Source organism: Taibaiella soli (genome assembly GCF_003236175.1).
In the GTDB taxonomy this organism is placed as follows: Bacteria; Bacteroidota; Bacteroidia; order Chitinophagales; family Chitinophagaceae; genus QKTW01.
On record NZ_QKTW01000018.1, the window covers coordinates 136,206 to 151,274 of the forward strand.

General features: G+C 43.3%; 20 protein-coding genes. 11 read left to right on the plus strand and 9 right to left on the minus strand.

What is annotated here, in order from left to right:
• The first annotated feature begins 78 nt into the window (after nt 1–78).
• The gene (locus DN068_RS13545) at nt 79–492 is read left to right on the plus strand and encodes a DUF1573 domain-containing protein (RefSeq protein ID WP_110999466.1); all 414 of its coding nucleotides are present in this window, start codon (nt 79–81) and stop codon (nt 490–492) included.
• Between the two features lie 113 nt (nt 493–605).
• The gene (locus tag DN068_RS13550) at nt 606–1,796 is read left to right on the plus strand and encodes a pyridoxal phosphate-dependent aminotransferase (protein WP_110999467.1); all 1,191 of its coding nucleotides are present in this window, start codon (nt 606–608) and stop codon (nt 1,794–1,796) included.
• 152 nt (nt 1,797–1,948) lie between these two features.
• Here the strand turns inward: DN068_RS13550 and ade are convergent, their stop codons facing one another.
• The 7 genes from ade to DN068_RS13585 form a co-directional block, all read right to left on the minus strand.
• Nucleotides 1,949–3,598: an adenine deaminase gene (ade, locus tag DN068_RS13555; RefSeq protein WP_110999468.1), complete on the minus strand. Its 1,650-nt coding sequence runs from the start codon at nt 3,596–3,598 to the stop codon at nt 1,949–1,951.
• Between the two features lie 15 nt (nt 3,599–3,613).
• Nucleotides 3,614–4,003, minus strand: a complete 390-nt coding sequence (locus tag DN068_RS13560; RefSeq protein WP_110999469.1) for a group III truncated hemoglobin — start codon at nt 4,001–4,003, stop codon at nt 3,614–3,616.
• Between the two features lie 185 nt (nt 4,004–4,188).
• Nucleotides 4,189–4,650 (minus strand): hypothetical protein, encoded by a 462-nt coding sequence (locus DN068_RS13565; protein ID WP_110999470.1) that lies wholly within the window; start codon nt 4,648–4,650, stop codon nt 4,189–4,191.
• Between the two features lie 35 nt (nt 4,651–4,685).
• Nucleotides 4,686–5,051, minus strand: coding sequence for a phage holin family protein (locus DN068_RS13570; RefSeq protein ID WP_110999471.1), 366 nt, complete (start codon nt 5,049–5,051; stop codon nt 4,686–4,688).
• Between the two features lie 14 nt (nt 5,052–5,065).
• Complete coding sequence (locus DN068_RS13575) at nt 5,066–5,260, minus strand: YtxH domain-containing protein (protein ID WP_110999472.1); 195 nt, start codon at nt 5,258–5,260, stop codon at nt 5,066–5,068.
• A 181-nt stretch (nt 5,261–5,441) separates the two neighbouring features.
• Nucleotides 5,442–6,011, minus strand: coding sequence for a nicotinate (nicotinamide) nucleotide adenylyltransferase (nadD, locus tag DN068_RS13580; protein ID WP_110999473.1), 570 nt, complete (start codon nt 6,009–6,011; stop codon nt 5,442–5,444).
• Nucleotides 6,012–6,086: 75 nt separating this feature from the next.
• On the minus strand, nt 6,087–6,332 hold the full coding sequence (locus tag DN068_RS13585) for a FeoA family protein (RefSeq protein WP_110999474.1): 246 nt from the start codon (nt 6,330–6,332) through the stop codon (nt 6,087–6,089).
• A 121-nt stretch (nt 6,333–6,453) separates the two neighbouring features.
• Here DN068_RS13585 and ybeY point away from each other — a divergent pair, with 121 nt between their 5' ends.
• The 6 genes from ybeY (at nt 6,454) to DN068_RS13615 (ending at nt 9,855) form a co-directional block, all read left to right on the plus strand.
• Nucleotides 6,454–6,879: an rRNA maturation RNase YbeY gene (ybeY, locus tag DN068_RS13590; RefSeq protein WP_110999475.1), complete on the plus strand. Its 426-nt coding sequence runs from the start codon at nt 6,454–6,456 to the stop codon at nt 6,877–6,879.
• 140 nt (nt 6,880–7,019) lie between these two features.
• On the plus strand, nt 7,020–7,745 hold the full coding sequence (locus DN068_RS13595) for an RluA family pseudouridine synthase (RefSeq protein WP_110999476.1): 726 nt from the start codon (nt 7,020–7,022) through the stop codon (nt 7,743–7,745).
• Between the two features lie 135 nt (nt 7,746–7,880).
• Nucleotides 7,881–8,228 (plus strand): gliding motility protein GldC, encoded by a 348-nt coding sequence (gene gldC, locus DN068_RS13600; RefSeq protein WP_110999477.1) that lies wholly within the window; start codon nt 7,881–7,883, stop codon nt 8,226–8,228.
• A gap of 61 nt (nt 8,229–8,289) precedes the next feature.
• Nucleotides 8,290–8,739: a GatB/YqeY domain-containing protein gene (locus DN068_RS13605; RefSeq protein WP_110999478.1), complete on the plus strand. Its 450-nt coding sequence runs from the start codon at nt 8,290–8,292 to the stop codon at nt 8,737–8,739.
• Between the two features lie 8 nt (nt 8,740–8,747).
• Nucleotides 8,748–9,302 carry a CvpA family protein gene (locus DN068_RS13610; RefSeq protein WP_110999479.1) on the plus strand — a complete coding sequence of 185 codons (555 nt, stop codon included), beginning with the start codon at nt 8,748–8,750 and terminating at the stop codon, nt 9,300–9,302.
• Nucleotides 9,286–9,855, plus strand: a complete 570-nt coding sequence (locus tag DN068_RS13615; protein WP_110999480.1) for an anthranilate synthase component II — start codon at nt 9,286–9,288, stop codon at nt 9,853–9,855. Before DN068_RS13610 ends, DN068_RS13615 begins: the two co-directional genes overlap by 17 nt.
• Before the next feature lie 100 nt (nt 9,856–9,955).
• Here DN068_RS13615 and DN068_RS13620 read toward each other — a convergent pair whose 3' ends face one another.
• Nucleotides 9,956–10,711 carry a biotin--[acetyl-CoA-carboxylase] ligase gene (locus tag DN068_RS13620; RefSeq protein ID WP_110999481.1) on the minus strand — a complete coding sequence of 252 codons (756 nt, stop codon included), beginning with the start codon at nt 10,709–10,711 and terminating at the stop codon, nt 9,956–9,958.
• Between the two features lie 58 nt (nt 10,712–10,769).
• Here DN068_RS13620 and rsfS point away from each other — a divergent pair, with 58 nt between their 5' ends.
• The 3 genes from rsfS to DN068_RS13635 all read left to right on the plus strand — a co-directional run bounded on the left by rsfS (nt 10,770) and on the right by DN068_RS13635 (nt 13,956).
• A complete protein-coding gene (rsfS, locus tag DN068_RS13625; protein ID WP_243630246.1) occupies nt 10,770–11,168 on the plus strand; it encodes a ribosome silencing factor in 399 nt (132 codons plus the stop codon).
• Nucleotides 11,169–11,204: 36 nt separating this feature from the next.
• Complete coding sequence (gene ftsH / locus DN068_RS13630; protein ID WP_110999482.1) at nt 11,205–13,220, plus strand: ATP-dependent zinc metalloprotease FtsH; 2,016 nt, start codon at nt 11,205–11,207, stop codon at nt 13,218–13,220.
• 76 nt (nt 13,221–13,296) lie between these two features.
• Nucleotides 13,297–13,956 carry a LutC/YkgG family protein gene (locus tag DN068_RS13635; RefSeq protein WP_110999483.1) on the plus strand — a complete coding sequence of 220 codons (660 nt, stop codon included), beginning with the start codon at nt 13,297–13,299 and terminating at the stop codon, nt 13,954–13,956.
• A 178-nt stretch (nt 13,957–14,134) separates the two neighbouring features.
• On the opposite strand, the gene DN068_RS13640 is transcribed toward DN068_RS13635, so the two are convergent.
• On the minus strand, nt 14,135–14,950 hold the full coding sequence (locus tag DN068_RS13640) for a universal stress protein (RefSeq protein ID WP_110999484.1): 816 nt from the start codon (nt 14,948–14,950) through the stop codon (nt 14,135–14,137).
• Nucleotides 14,951–15,069 lie beyond the last annotated feature (119 nt).

Genomic DNA, 15,069 nt, shown 5'->3' on the forward strand with positions numbered 1-15,069 from the left:
AAAGGACCGGTTTTTTCATGCGCATACGCCAACGTTTCCAGCTGACGAATTTGTCTTTATAAACATAAAATCACTGGTATGAAGAAGCTCGTTACTACCTTTCTGAGCTTATCGCTGTTCGCTTTTGGCGCACGAGCGCAGGCGCCTGGCAAGGAAAATCCAAATGCTCCGAAATTTCAGTTTAAAGAAGTCTCTTACGATTTCGGCAAATTGAAGGAGGGCGTTACGGTACAACATGTGTTTAAGTTTAAGAATACCGGCAAAGAGCCGCTAATCATCCAGTATGCATCTGATGCCTGCGCCTGCGCATCGCACGAATGGCCGAAAGAGCCCATACTGCCTGGAAAAACAGGTGAAATTATCATTACTTACCATACTAAAGGAAGACCGGGTCCTTTTTCGAAAGTGGTTTATATCCAGTCAAATGCTGTAACCGACCAGCCAAGGCTCGAGTTGCATACAAAGGTTGCGTCATTTCCAATTGACAGTTGAAAATGGACAATTGACAATTACCCGTGCTATGCTAGAAAAAGACGAAAAAATGAATGCATTGTCAATTGTCAACTGTCCATTGTCAATTGAAATAAACCACTAATTTTGCGCCCATGCCAGTAATATCACATCGTGGGGCGCAAATGCCACCATCTCCGATACGTAAGCTCGTACCATTTGCCGAAGCTGCTAAAAAAAGAGGTACAAAAGTATTTCACCTGAACATTGGTCAGCCAGATATTGAAACGCCGCATTCTATTTTGCAGGCAGTAAAAGACGCTGATATCAAAGTGTTGGAATACAGCCATAGCGCAGGCTTTGAAAGCTATCGTAAAAAGCTGGTAGAATATTACAAGCGCAACAATATTGAAATAAATCACAATCAGGTGATCGTTACAACCGGTGGTTCTGAAGCGATTGCATTTGCAATTCAAAGCTGTATGGATCCGGGTGATGAAATCATTATTCCAGAACCATTTTATGCAAACTATAATGGTTTCGCGGTTAGTGCTGAAGTGCGGGTGGTACCGATTCCTTCTACTATCGAAGAGAATTTCGCATTGCCGCCGATTGAGGCGTTCGAGAAAGCGATCACGCCACGTACCAAAGCAATTATGATTTGCAATCCGAATAACCCGACCGGTTATTTGTACAGCAAAGAAGAACTGGAAGTACTGAGAGAAATCTGTCTGAAGCACGATCTGTTTCTGTTTAGCGATGAAGCTTACCGTGAATTCTGCTATGACGGTCGTAAACATATCTCCGCGCTGACGCTGGAAGGTTTGGAAGAAAACGTGATTCTGATGGATACGATCTCTAAACGATACAGTGCTTGTGGTGGCCGTATCGGCGCATTTGTTACAAAGAACCAACAAGTGCTGGATGCCGCAATGAAATTTGCACAAGCTCGGTTGAGCCCACCATCTTTTGCTCAGATTCTTGGCGAAGCGGCAGTAGATCTGCCTGCTGATTATTTTGACGAAGTACACGCAGAATACAATTCTCGTCGTGATTTGCTGGTAAAACGTCTGCAGGCGATGGAAGGTGTTACTTGTCCGATGCCGGGTGGTGCATTCTACGCAATGGCAAAACTGCCGGTAGAAAACAGCGATAAATTCTGTCAGTGGTTGCTTGAAGAATTCTCCCACAATGGTGCAACAGTGATGATGGCGCCAGGCTCGGGTTTCTATGCTTCTACAGGCAAAGGAAATAACGAAGTTCGCCTTGCTTATGTACTCAATTTAGAAGACATCAACGCTGCAATGGATTGTCTGGAAGCAGCGCTGAAAGCGTATAAAAATTAAAAAGTCAAAATTCAAAAGTCAAAACCGGTTGATGCTGGTTTTACGATAAAAAAGTAGAGACGTAGCGTGCTACGTCTCTATCTTTTTATTGATCATTCATTTTTTCATGATTTGGAATTACTCGCGCTGGGAGTTCTCCTCCTTTGGAGGAGCTAGAGGAGGCCCATCTCCACATCCGTAAATTCAAATTTCCCTCCATCAAAAAGTCCTTTATCACTGAGTTTTAATGACGGAATTACCAATAATGCCATAAACGATAAAGTCATAAACGGTGCATGTAGTTTTGTGCCGAGCAATTTCGCTTTTTCGTCGATCGCTGCATATTGCGCAGCCACCTCATAACCGTCGCCAGTGGTCATCAGGCCGGCTACAGGCAATGGCATACTGGAAATTTCATTAACATTTTCTGCTACTGCAATGCCTCCTTTATTTTCAATCAAAGCATTTACCGCTGCGCAGAGTGAAGCATCGTCTACGCCAACTGCAATAATATTATGGCAATCGTGGCCCACTGTAGAGGCTAACGCGCCATGTTTGAGTCCGAAGTTTTTAATGAATGCAATAGCGATCGGTGCATCCGCTTCGTAACGATTCACCACCGCTATTTTTAAAACATCATTGGATACATCGCTAACCAGCAACCCGTTTTCCACTTTGCCATCCATGTGCAATTCATTCGTTACGAGCTGACCCTCCACGGCATCAATAACGCGGATTTTGGGACGATTGTTTTTCGCGCGTAGTTCAAATTGTATCGGTTTTTTCGGAAGCGCCTTGAAGTTATTGATCGTTTCCGCTGCTTGTAAAGGCAACAGTGAGCGGCCTTTTTCTGCGACAAGTTTTCCTCCGATATATGTTTGCAATACATCAAAATGTGCCGGGTTATTGATCACGATAAAGTCTGCGGGATCGCCTACACGCAACAACCCTACGGGAATTTTATAATGCAGGACGGGGTGGACGCAGGCTGCGTTCAAAACGTCGAACAAATCGTAACCCTTAGCCAGCGAGCGTTTCACCAATGCATTAATGTGATGTAAAACCAGGTCATCAGGATGTTTATCGTCACTACAAAACATGACTTTTCCCGGATGTGAATGAAGTAGCGGTGCTAAAGCTTCAAAGTTTTTGGCAGCACTGCCTTCCCGTATCAAAATCTGCATGCCGGCTTCTATTTTGTCTAGCGCTTCTTCCAGCGTAAAACATTCGTGATCGGTGGTGATGCCCGCTGCCGCATATGCGTGCGCCTGTTCACCACGCAGCCCCGGCGCATGGCCGTCTACAGGTTTATTTACTTTTTTTGCGGCATCGATTTTGGCCAGCACTTCAGCATCTTTAAATAATACACCGGGATAGTTCATCATTTCTGTGAGATACCAGATGTCCGGATGTTGTAGCAATTCTGCTACAGTTGGCGCATCAAGATGTGCGCCCGCTGTTTCAAAAAAAGTAGCCGGCACACAGGATGGCGCACCGAAGAATATTTTAAAAGGTGTTTGCTTACTATTGTCGATCATGTACTGAACGCCTGGTACGCCACATACATTTGCTATTTCGTGCGGATCAGAAATAGTAGCAACGGTGCCGTGTACTACTGCAAGTCTCGCAAACGCAGTTGGGATCAGCATCGAGCTTTCGATATGCACATGTGCATCTACGAAACCGGGTAAAATATACTGCTGCGGCACATTTTCTTTTTCTGTCACAGCGGTAATGATACCATCTGTAACGGTGATTTCCGCAGGGTAAATTTTTCGTTGAAAAAGATCGATATACCGACCGGCGATGGAAAAGCTATTCATGGAAAAACTGGCTTATTATTGAATGAAATTTTTGTTGTGTGAGTCGTCCACTTTGAAGTTGATAAGCTGGATCATCAGCATGCCCCGCTTTTTGGCTTCTTCTGCTTTTTCTCCGGCAAACAAACTGTCGACAGTACTTTTCCACAATCCGATCCAGCTTGCGTAATGCTCTTCTTTAAGCGGGAATTTTTTATCAATGGCAATGTGTGTCGCAATGGTATTGCCTGAGTAGCCTGGCTCACCAAATAATACAGTGCCCCAGAAACGATACATTTTGGGTAAATGATGTGACCAGTCTTCGATGATGTTGTTGAAAATTGGACCAATGGTGTTGTCATTGCGCACGCGGTCATAAAAACTATCGACCAGCAATACCACGTCGTCCTGTGTTGAAATATCTGCCATTGTATGGTGAGTTGTCAGTTGTGAGTTTGGTGAAACGTCAAAAGTGAAACGTCAACGGCAAAATTAGAAATACAAAAGGAAAAAGAGGGGAATGGAAAATTGTTAATGGTGAGTAGGTAGCAACATACTCATGTCGACTAAGGAGACATCCCGCGAAACGAGTGTGTGCATAAATCTGGCAACTGTCAATTGCCCCGGGCTTTCTGTTTTGCGTTTTTCGCTTTGTGTTTAGACAGCATGCTACGAACGAAACGGTAGCCAAGTTCCACAGCTTTCCATTTCACGTACCCGCCAAGTACTTCTTTTGAGACTTTAAAGGCACCTTTTTTTATTTGAGGGGAAAACTTTGTGAATAATGGCAGGCCTACATCTATAAGCGTATTGACGCCGAAGCCAGAAGTCAGGAGATCTGATGCAAGTGCAATATAATCGATGGAAGCGTTGTCATTTCCTTCCTGGTAACTACCGTCTTTTTTCTTTTTTTTCTTCTTGCGGAAAATACTTCCAATGCCGCTGCCAACGGAGCCCAGCACGTCATCGAATGAAAGGAGATCCTCTTTATCCAGTGCACGCCGCTGTTTTAACAGTCGCTGTTTTTCTTTTTTCAGCTCGCCAACCGTATGCAGTTTTCTTGGATAAAGTTTCATGTCAGGCCGTTAATAAAATGAATGAAGGAAGATGATCAGGCTTTTTCATCATCATCGTGGTCATCCTCGCCGTTTTCGGTAAGAACTCGTATGAAGATGCCGGAAAATGCACGGATCAGGCGTTTGCGCAATGCAAACATCAAAAGAAGGAGGATAATATAAATACCCGCCGTTGCGAAAAATCCACCGGTACGCGTATTTAGTACTTCACATAGCCATTCTCCCAGGCCAATTCCCAAAAATATCAGGATAGCCATCGCAAATAAAAGCATAGCGAAGGTGAATAGTATGTAACTCAGTACGTTAGACGTACGGTCTATAAATTCCAGTTTAAAAAGCTGGAAACGCAGATCAACGTACTGAGTTATTTTTTCTTTCCACTTATTAAAGATATCTACCACGTCCTAACCAGGGATTAAGCGTTGTAAATTTCTTCTTCGAGGTCATGGCCTTTTTTGCTGAATTTAGATCTCAGGCTGCTGAGGCGGTCTTTCAGCTTTTCCATTTTTTCGGTGCGTGCATCTTTGTCTGTTGCCAGTACATAACCTACTGCAGCACCTACCGCTGCTCCGATCAATAAAGTGGCTACTGTTTTGCCTGTGTTTGCCATAATGTTTCAGTTTTAAAATGTTAAACGTTAGTTTTCACGGTAAAAGTAATAAATATCATGCCACGCTTTGGCAGCGAAGATGATATTTTAATGATTTCTTACCATATTTGACATTGTTAATATAATAAAAAAAATCCGGCCATAAGAGCCGGATAGAATATATTTTTTATGAGAGGAGCGGTTATTTATAATACGCGTTTTCTTCGATGTAGGCCCGCACGGCGTCAGGTAGAATATACTGCACCGACTTGCTTTCTTTAATCTGACGGCGGATATAAGTAGCAGAAATATCGAGCATAGGTGCTTCCAGCACTGTAACATTCGGACTTTTCAGCTCTGTTACTTCAAACCCTGGCCTTTTGTACACCAGCAGTGCGTATTGCGCCAGCAATTGTTCAAAGTTTTTCCATCGGTGAATATTCTGATAACTATCCGAACCCATGATTACACTGAATTTTTCCAACGGAAATTTTTCAGACAGATAAGTGAGCGTATCTATTGTGAAAGAAGGCTTTGGCAAATGGAATTCCACATTGCTTGCCCTGAATTTGCGATTATCTTGGATGGCTAATTCCACCAGGTGCAGGCGGTCATATTCATTGAGCAAAGAATGAGAGTCTTTCAGCGGATTGTGCGGCGAAACCACAAACCATATTTTATCGATATCGCTGTGATCAATTATGTGGTTGGCAATGATAAGATGGCCAATATGGATGGGGTTGAAACTGCCGAAATACAAGCCGATGTTCATGACGTAAAAATAGAAGATTGATTCATTGAAATAAGCCGCATCACCAATGATAACAGCTAAATAAAGCGGAACTGGCTATTGTGGCACTACCCAGATCTTGTCGGCATCCTGCTTGCGGATGCTCAGATAATAGCCGGCAATTTGTATGGCCATTGGGTCGCCAAGCGGGGCAATCATCTCTACCCACACCGGTTCTCCCGGTACACAACCCATTTCCATCAATGTGAGCTGGAAATCGCTTTCTTCGTGCTTTTTAATTACCGCGCGACGGCCAGTAGGTAACTGGGAAAGGCGTACGGCTGCGTCATCTACACTTTGCATCGCCGCAAAACTACGGAAGTTTAGGCTGAAGGGGGAAAAAATTAAACACCTTCTTTATATATAGATAATATTTCATTAGAGTATCGGCAAAATGTTACGACCTTTGCGCAAATTTTGAAGTATGCCCGCTCAGTTTTTCGAACAGGAGATTAAAGCCCGACTCAAGGATAAAAGAAAGCTTTCTGCGTTTCTGGATACGCTTGTACACGAGCATCTCGAAGTGAAGAAAATAGCGCTACGTTATATTTTTTGCAGCGATGAATATTTGCTGGAAATCAACAAACAGTTTCTGAATCATAATACGCTGACGGATATAATCACGTTTGATCTTAGTGAAACCGATAATGATCTGACCAGTGAAATTTATGTGAGTGTGGAACGTGTGGCGGAAAACGCGGAAAAATTCAACAAAAGTTACAATGACGAGTTGCACCGTGTAATTTTTCACGGAGCCTTACATTTGTGCGGATTTAAAGACAAAAAAGAAGATCAGAAGGCAGAGATGCGGAGACAGGAGGATTTGTGCATTGAGCGATATTTGGGGTGAACGGTGGTGAATGGTCAATGCTTGTCAAACGTCAATCCGTAGAGAGATTGCACGCAACGTCTTCTTAAAATAAGTGCGAAGGACGCGTTGAGCGTTCTCCTCCTTTGGAAGAGCTAGAAGAGGTTAAATTTTTAAAAGAAATGAAATTAGAAACCATATATGAAGATGATGATCTCATCATCGTAAATAAGCCAGGCGGATTGTTGGTAATACCGGATCGTTTTGATGCGACATTGCCATGTCTGAGACGCTTGCTGGAAGCTCAATTGAACCAGCAGGTATTTGTCGTACATCGTCTTGACCGCGATACAAGTGGTGTTATTTGTTTTGCGAAAAACGAACAGACACACAAATATCTGTCACAATTGTTTCAGGAACATGATGTGCTGAAAATGTACGCCGGCCTAGTGCATGGTCGTGTGGTTCCAGAAGAGGGCAGAATAGAAACACCGATTGCGGAACACCCGGCTGTGAAAGGAAAAATGATTGCGGCAAAAAAAGGTAAGCCTTCGATCACCGATTATCGAGTAGTAGAACAATGGCCTTTGTATTCACTGTTGCAATTTCAGATCCATACAGGCCGCACGCATCAGATTCGCGTGCATATGCAGTCGATTGGACACTCTATTGTTTGCGACGAATTGTATGGCGATGGTAAGCCGTTTTTACTCTCAGTCATCAAACGTAAATACAAGCTTTCTGACAAAGAAGAATCAGAACGTCCGCTGCTGAACCGTTTAGGTTTACATGCATATCGATTGGCATTCGTGAAAGAAGACGGTACACAAATCGTTGCGGAAGCGCCAATTCCGAAAGATATTGCAGCTTGCGTGAACCAGCTGAATAAGTGGTGCGCAACAAACTAATTGGCTGTTGACAATTGACCGTGTTGGTGTATGCTTCGACTCCGCTCAGCATGACATACGAGTATTCACCAATGAACACTTACCATTGACAGTTTTGAATTTTTACTTTTGAATTTTGACTTAATAATATAGAAAATGAAATCAAATATCAATATCCAGGTAGCGCTCGACGAAGACAAAATGCCGGAAACTATTGAATGGAGTGCACCGGACGGTGGTGTTCCTGAATTGCAGAAAGCAAAAGGCATGCTGCTCGGTCTTTGGGACGGCGAACAAAAAACAGCGCTGCGCATTGACCTGTGGACAAGCAAAATGATGGTAGACGAAATGAACGATTTCTTTTATCAATCTATCTTCGGAATGGCAGATACTTATGCACGTGCTACACGCAATGGTGAGCTGGCAAACGAAATGAAAGACTTTGCGCGCGAGTTCATTAAAAAAGCTACAGAAAAGCTGCAGCAGGAAGAAGAAAACAAATAAGAGCTAAAATTCTAAATAAGCTCTAATTTCAATTTTTACTTTTGTTTAAAATCTTGAAACTATGTCTCTGGAAAGTAGGGTAATGGAAGAAATAAAAACTGCAATGAAAGCGAAAGACGAAGTGGGCCTCCGCACGCTTCGCGCTATCAAAGCAGCGATTCTTATTGAAAAAACAGCAGAGGGCGGCGGTGAAGTGCTGACAGAAGCTGATGAGTTGAAAATGCTCAACAAAATGGCGAAACAACGTCGTGATTCAATAGAAATCTTCGTTAGTCAAAATCGTGAAGATCTGGCGTCGAAAGAAAGAGAAGAACTGGCGATCATTGAAACTTATCTGCCAAAACAACTGACGAATGACGAACTGGTTGAAGCGTTAAAGCAAATCATCGCTCAGGTAGGCGCTAATTCAGCGGCTGACATGGGCAAAGTCATGGGTGTTGCGTCTAAACAACTGGCTGGTCAGGCTGATGGTAAAGCAATTTCAACAGCAGTGAAAACATTGCTCGCTTAAGCTACCTTATGGTACTCGACGCAGTAGGAATTATACTGATCATTTTATTTTTCATTCGCGGCTACCGTAAGGGACTTATAGTAGCCGCGTTTGCTATTATTGCCATACTGCTTGGTGTAATCGTTTCGTTGAAACTATCACAGGCATTGGCATCTTTCCTTCTTGAAAAAGGAATTGTAACCTCAGGCTGGGCGCAGATTGTGAGCTATATTGTTTTATTTATCGGCGTTGTTTGGCTGGTAAGAACCGGTGGCAAGCTGATTGAAAAAACGGTGGAGGCTGTTTGGCTTGGACTGTTCAATAATCTCGCAGGTGGCGTCATTTATTCAGTGATGGCGATAATCGTATGGAGTTCTTGTCTTTGGTTGGGCAATCAGGCGCATGTTTTTTCTCCTGAGACTATAGCTTCGTCAAAAACATTTTCCTGGTTTTCTCCTGTAGCGCCTTGGGTTTTCAGCCATATCGGCGATGTAATGCCTTTTGCCAAAAATGTATTTGCCGAGCTGCAGCATTTCTTCGATAAAGTAAACCAGCAATTGCCGGAACATGTGGGTGCTCATTGATAATTACGATTCATTTACCTACATCTTATTGCATTATTTGCTGCAAACCGGCAACGAATGTGTTGTTTATCGCAATGATGAAATTTCGCTCGAACAATTAATTGAACTGAATCCTTCCCGCATCATTATTTCTCCCGGGCCAGAAACGCCTTTACAGGCGGGTATTTCACTGGATGTGATTCGCCATTTTCATGATAAAATTCCAATTCTTGGTGTTTGTTTGGGACATCAGGCTATCGGCATGTTCTTTGGCGCAACACTCAAACATGCGCCAGTACCTATGCATGGAAAAATCAGTACAGCACATCATTCTGGTCATCCTTTATTCAACGGGATAGAAAATTCTTTTGACGTGATGCGGTATCATTCGCTGGTCATTGAAGATTTAGAAAATACCGGACTGAAATCGATCGCACATACCGGCGACGGCTGTATTATGGCTATCGTTCACGAAAAATATCCTTGCGTCGGCATTCAATTCCATCCCGAAAGTGTAGGGACGGGAGCGGGGCTGCAAATGCTGAAAAACTGGAGTTCAATCGCTGATGGCTGATCGCTGATTTCTGATTTGAATTTATAGAGATCTCACGCGCTATGCTTTGACATTTGACGTTTCACAACCCTTGGCCATTTTCCCTTGACCATTCACCACTTCACCATTTCCAAGTCACCGATCCATGAATATATGCTACGATGCTGCCGTCTTCATGTTGCACCTGCAGCTGGCCATTGGATAATGTCTGCAAAATGGTCGCTTTCCACTCAGAATCCTCGTTGGTGAAGGCCTGATGCTCGTGTATTTTGTATAAAAGTTTGTTATATTTTGCAATGACCTCTTCGTTAGGGAGCTCAGCGGAAGTGAGTGTAAGAATATTGTCGCGGATTTGCCTTGCAAGCTGACCTACATTATAAGTCTTGCCTGAAGCGGTTTTCAGCGAACCGGCATTTGGTAACGCTGCATCAAAACTTTCTTGTAATACATTGACCCCCAGTCCAATAACTGCATAAAGCCATTTGCTGCCACGAAGCACGTTTTCAATGAGGATACCTACTGTCTTTTTGTCATTGATAATGATGTCGTTTGGCCATTTGATACGCACATTCCAGTGTTCATTCAGATCTTGTAAAACCTCTGCGATAGCGACTGCCACAGTGGCGCTAAAAACAAACTGGTGTTCCAAACCCAATGCAGGTGCGGTTATTACACTCATTAAAATGCTTTGGCCGGGAATGTCCTTCCACAGCCGGCCACGCTGACCTTTGCCATTTGTCTGTTCCTGCGCAATAATTGTCAGTCCGGGTTGTGCCGTATCGGCATCTATCAGCACCATGGCATAGTTATTGGTGCTATCAATAGTATCAATGTCAATGATTGGCGCTTCTTTCAAGGCTTGCAAGTTTGTTGCCAAAAGATTTTATAATTTTGATAGACTGTAAAGATATTCCCAACCAAACAGATAAAGCAATTTGGAGAAAATAATAACTGCTCTGCAGGGGCGCAAAAAAGCTTCTACTCATTTAACTCGTGACAGCAAACTGTTCACGACGATTCTGGAAGCTATCCGTGAAAAGAAAGGAGAGTCTATCGTATCCCTCGATTTGAGAAAAATTGATGAGGCAGTAGCAGACTTTTTCATTTTGTGCGAAGCCCAGTCTCACGTTCAGATTAAAGCAATAGCCGATAATATAGAAAAACAAGTAGCGCTCAACTGCGAAGAAGATCCGTACCATGTGGAAACCGGTGAGCAGTGGACACTCGTAGATTATGTAAACGTTGTAGTGCATATCTTCAATCATGAGCACCGCAAGTTTTACGATCTCGAAAGTCTGTGGGCCGATGCAGAGCATTTAGAACACAATGACTGATTTTAGTTTTTAGCTAATAAGATTTTACTACGAAAAATGGAAGAAAACAAACAGAAACCCGGTCTTACGCCGGGAGGTGACAATAAGAACCCTCGAAAAGGCCCCCGGTTCAATATATACTGGATCTACGGCCTTATTTTCCTTGGGCTGATTGGTGTGCAATTTTTTGGCACCAACTTCACGCCAGGTACGGGACAACACAGTTTCCTCGAATTTAAAAACGATTATCTCTATCAGGGAAAAGTTCGCCAGGTAGTTGTAGTTAATAATTCTGAAGCCGAAGTTTACCTTAAAAAAGGAAGCACGCCTGCTGCGTCCGATAATAAATTCAATATGAACAACAGCGATAACTCGCCGGCGTTCACGTTTAAAATCGGTTCGGTAGAACAATTCAGAGATGATATGCATGATGCAGTGCAGCAAATGCCTGCAGGAACGGAACAACCTGCAGTGTTGTATGATTCCCGCGGTAGCCTGCTGAAAGATATTTTACAGTCATTCCTGTTGCCGGTAATCATTCTGGTTGCGATGTGGTTCCTGATTATGCGTAAAATGGGCGGCGGCGCTCCTGGTGGCGGTGCCGGTGGTATTTTCAATATCGGCAAATCAAAAGCACAGCTTTTCGAAAAAGGTACACGTGTCAATATCACATTTAATGATGTTGCAGGTCTTGATGAAGCAAAAGTGGAAGTGATGGAAATCGTGGATTTCCTGAAAAATCCTAAAAAGTATACAGCACTCGGTGGTAAGATTCCGAAAGGTGCATTACTGGTGGGTCCTCCGGGTACTGGTAAGACGTTGCTCGCAAAAGCAATGGCCGGTGAAGCACAGGTTCCTTTCTTCTCTATGTCAGGTTCTGATTTCGTGGAAATGTTCGTAGGTGTTGGTGCAAGCCGTGTGCGTGATTTGTTTAAACAGGCACGTGAGAAATCTCCTTGTATCGTATTTATTGACGAGATCGACGCTATTGGTCGTGCTCGCGGTAAAAACATGGTGATGAGCAATGACGAACGTGAAAACACGCTCAACCAATTGCTCGTAGAAATGGATGGTTTCAGTGGCGATAGCGGTATCATTGTTCTGGCGGCAACTAACCGTCCGGATGTACTTGACTCAGCTTTGTTGCGCCCAGGCCGTTTCGACCGTCAGATCTCTATTGATATTCCGGATGTAAAAGGCCGTGAAAAGATATTTGAAGTGCATCTGAAACCGATTAAGAAATCAAAAGATCTCAATATTCACAAATTGGCTGTTCAAACACCTGGTTTTGCGGGAGCTGATATTGCCAATATCTGTAACGAAGCAGCGCTGATTGCGGCACGTAACGGTAAAACAGAAGTGGATATGAACGATTTCAACGATGCCATCGATCGTGTGATTGGTGGTCTCGAAAAGAAAAATAAAATCATTTCTCCGGATGAAAAACGTGTGATCGCTTATCACGAGGCGGGTCACGCAGTTTCTGGCTGGTTCCTGGAACATGCACATCCGCTGGTAAAAGTAACGATCGTACCGCGTGGTGTGGCTGCGCTGGGTTATGCTCAATACCTGCCGAAGGAAATGTATATCCGTAATACAGATCACCTGCTCGATGATATGTGTATGTCTCTTGGTGGCCGTGCGGTGGAAGAACTTGTGTTCAACAAAATCTCTACTGGTGCGCTGAGCGATCTGCAACACGTAACACGCATGGCTTATGCAATGGTTTCTGTTTATGGTATGAATGATAAGATCGGTAATATCTCGTTTTACGATGCGCAAAACGAAGGTAGTCTTACAAAACCATACTCTGAAGAAACCGGTAAAATGATCGATGATGAAGTTCGGAAACTGGTTGATGGCGCTTATAACAAAGTGAAAAACCTGTTGAATGACAAAATCGAAGCAGTGAAAGTGATCGCAGAAGAATTGCTGAAAAAAGAAGTGCTGTATAAAGACGATATGGAACGCCTGATCGGTGCCCGTCCGTACGAAGAAGCACCATCAGTAGACGATGCGCCACCATTGACTGGTATGACCGGCGGTAACGTGATGAATACAGAAAACGCTTAAGTACAAAAAATAAAAACTCAAAAAAAGCGATAGGTTCTACCTGTCGCTTTTTTATTTTTGTTGAAAGTTGTGTTGTATGCAATCGTTCAAGACTTCAAAGGCAAAAGAGAATATACTTCGTAAAATCCGCAAGGGGCTGCATGAGGCGTCAACGCCGATGCCATTTCCGGAGGTGGATAAAGAATCTATAGCTAAAGTTTTTGCGGGATCAGATATGTCGCCGGAAGAACGTTTTGCAACGGAGTTTATTAAGCTGGGTGGAAAGTTTGTATTCTGCGAAAACGAACAAGAGCTGCTTGATGATTTGCACGTATTGTATGATCAGCGTGGCTGGCAACAGCTACTTTGTTCCGAACAACGGCTGCTGAACGTCTTTCAAAATAATAAACTGGACTTTGTACAACAGGTAGATCCCAAGGCTGCAGGTGCCGACGCCTGTATTACTTCCTGTGAAATGCTTGTGGCACGCACCGGTTCTGTCGTATTCAGCAGCAAAGAATATCATGGCAGGGTAGCGCCGGTTTTTTATCCGGTACATATTATTGTAGCGTATGCGCATCAGGTAGTAGATGATTTGCAGCAAGGCATTACGCTTATGAAAGAACGTTATGGAAATAATCTTCCTTCCATGATTAACTTAAATACAGGCCCAAGCCGTACAGCGGACATCGAAAAGACTTTGGTTGTCGGAATACATGGGCCGAAAGAAGTCTTCTGTTTCCTGATTAATTCTTAAGGATTTTCTCGCGGCGGAAATGGCACAGAGATTTGCACATTGCATATATGCTTCGACTCCGCTCAGCATGACAACGTTATACACGCAAGATGTATTATTATAACAAAAAGGGTCAGATGACTTAGAGTCGTCTGACCATTTTTTATAGCTTTAGGCCTTATGCTTCAGGCTTTCAGCTTTATGAAGCGTTTACTGCCACCACAGGAATATGTGCCAGTCGCACCATCGCTTTTGTATGGCTTTTATGAAATAATTTTTCGAAGAAAGAATGTTTGCCCGGAATAATAAGCAACCAGTCGATCTGTTCCTTCTCAATAAAATTCATGATCTCCTGATCTGGATCTGAACTCGTTTGATAATGATACTGCGGATTCGCCGCGATGAGTAAATTATAAACCGGGGTTTGTTCAAATTTAATTTCCTGTTGAGGCCCGCCGGCATTTACATGCAAGACATGTAGTGCAGCACCCGTTTTTTCAACCAGATTTAAAATATCCTGTGTGGGAAAATTGGACGGAATATGTGCCAGGTCGCAGGCAAAGCAGATTTTTTTCACGCCTTCATAGCGAACACCTTGCGGAATAGCCATTACTGTTGTCGTAAAACGTTTCATTGCGGTGACTACAGAATTACCCAACAGTATAGTCCCATCGTTGCCAGAATTGCCCACAATGATCATCCATGGCGCACCTTGATCTTCAATATATTCTTCCAGACAATCAACAATATCGCCATATAAAACTTTTCCGCTGATCTCAATACCGGGATTATTTCTGCGTTGCATGGCAACGACCTCTTTAATGCGGTCTTCTGCAATATCACGCCCTTCATCCATCGGCATAACAGGCAAAGGCGTATCGCTAAATGCTATCGGAATTACAAAAGAATGGACGATTACAACTGAAGCACCAGTTGCTTTGGCAAGGTCGCATGCATAAGAAATGGCGTTATTGGCAACTTCCGAAAAGTCTGTGGCGGCTATAATGACAGGCATGTCTTTGTAATTATGAGTGATGAATTAAGAGGAATGAGTGCTTATGTTGATTGCACATAAAACTAATCCACCTAAAAATTAGTTGAAAATAATCATACCGCAAAAGAATTATGAGTTAT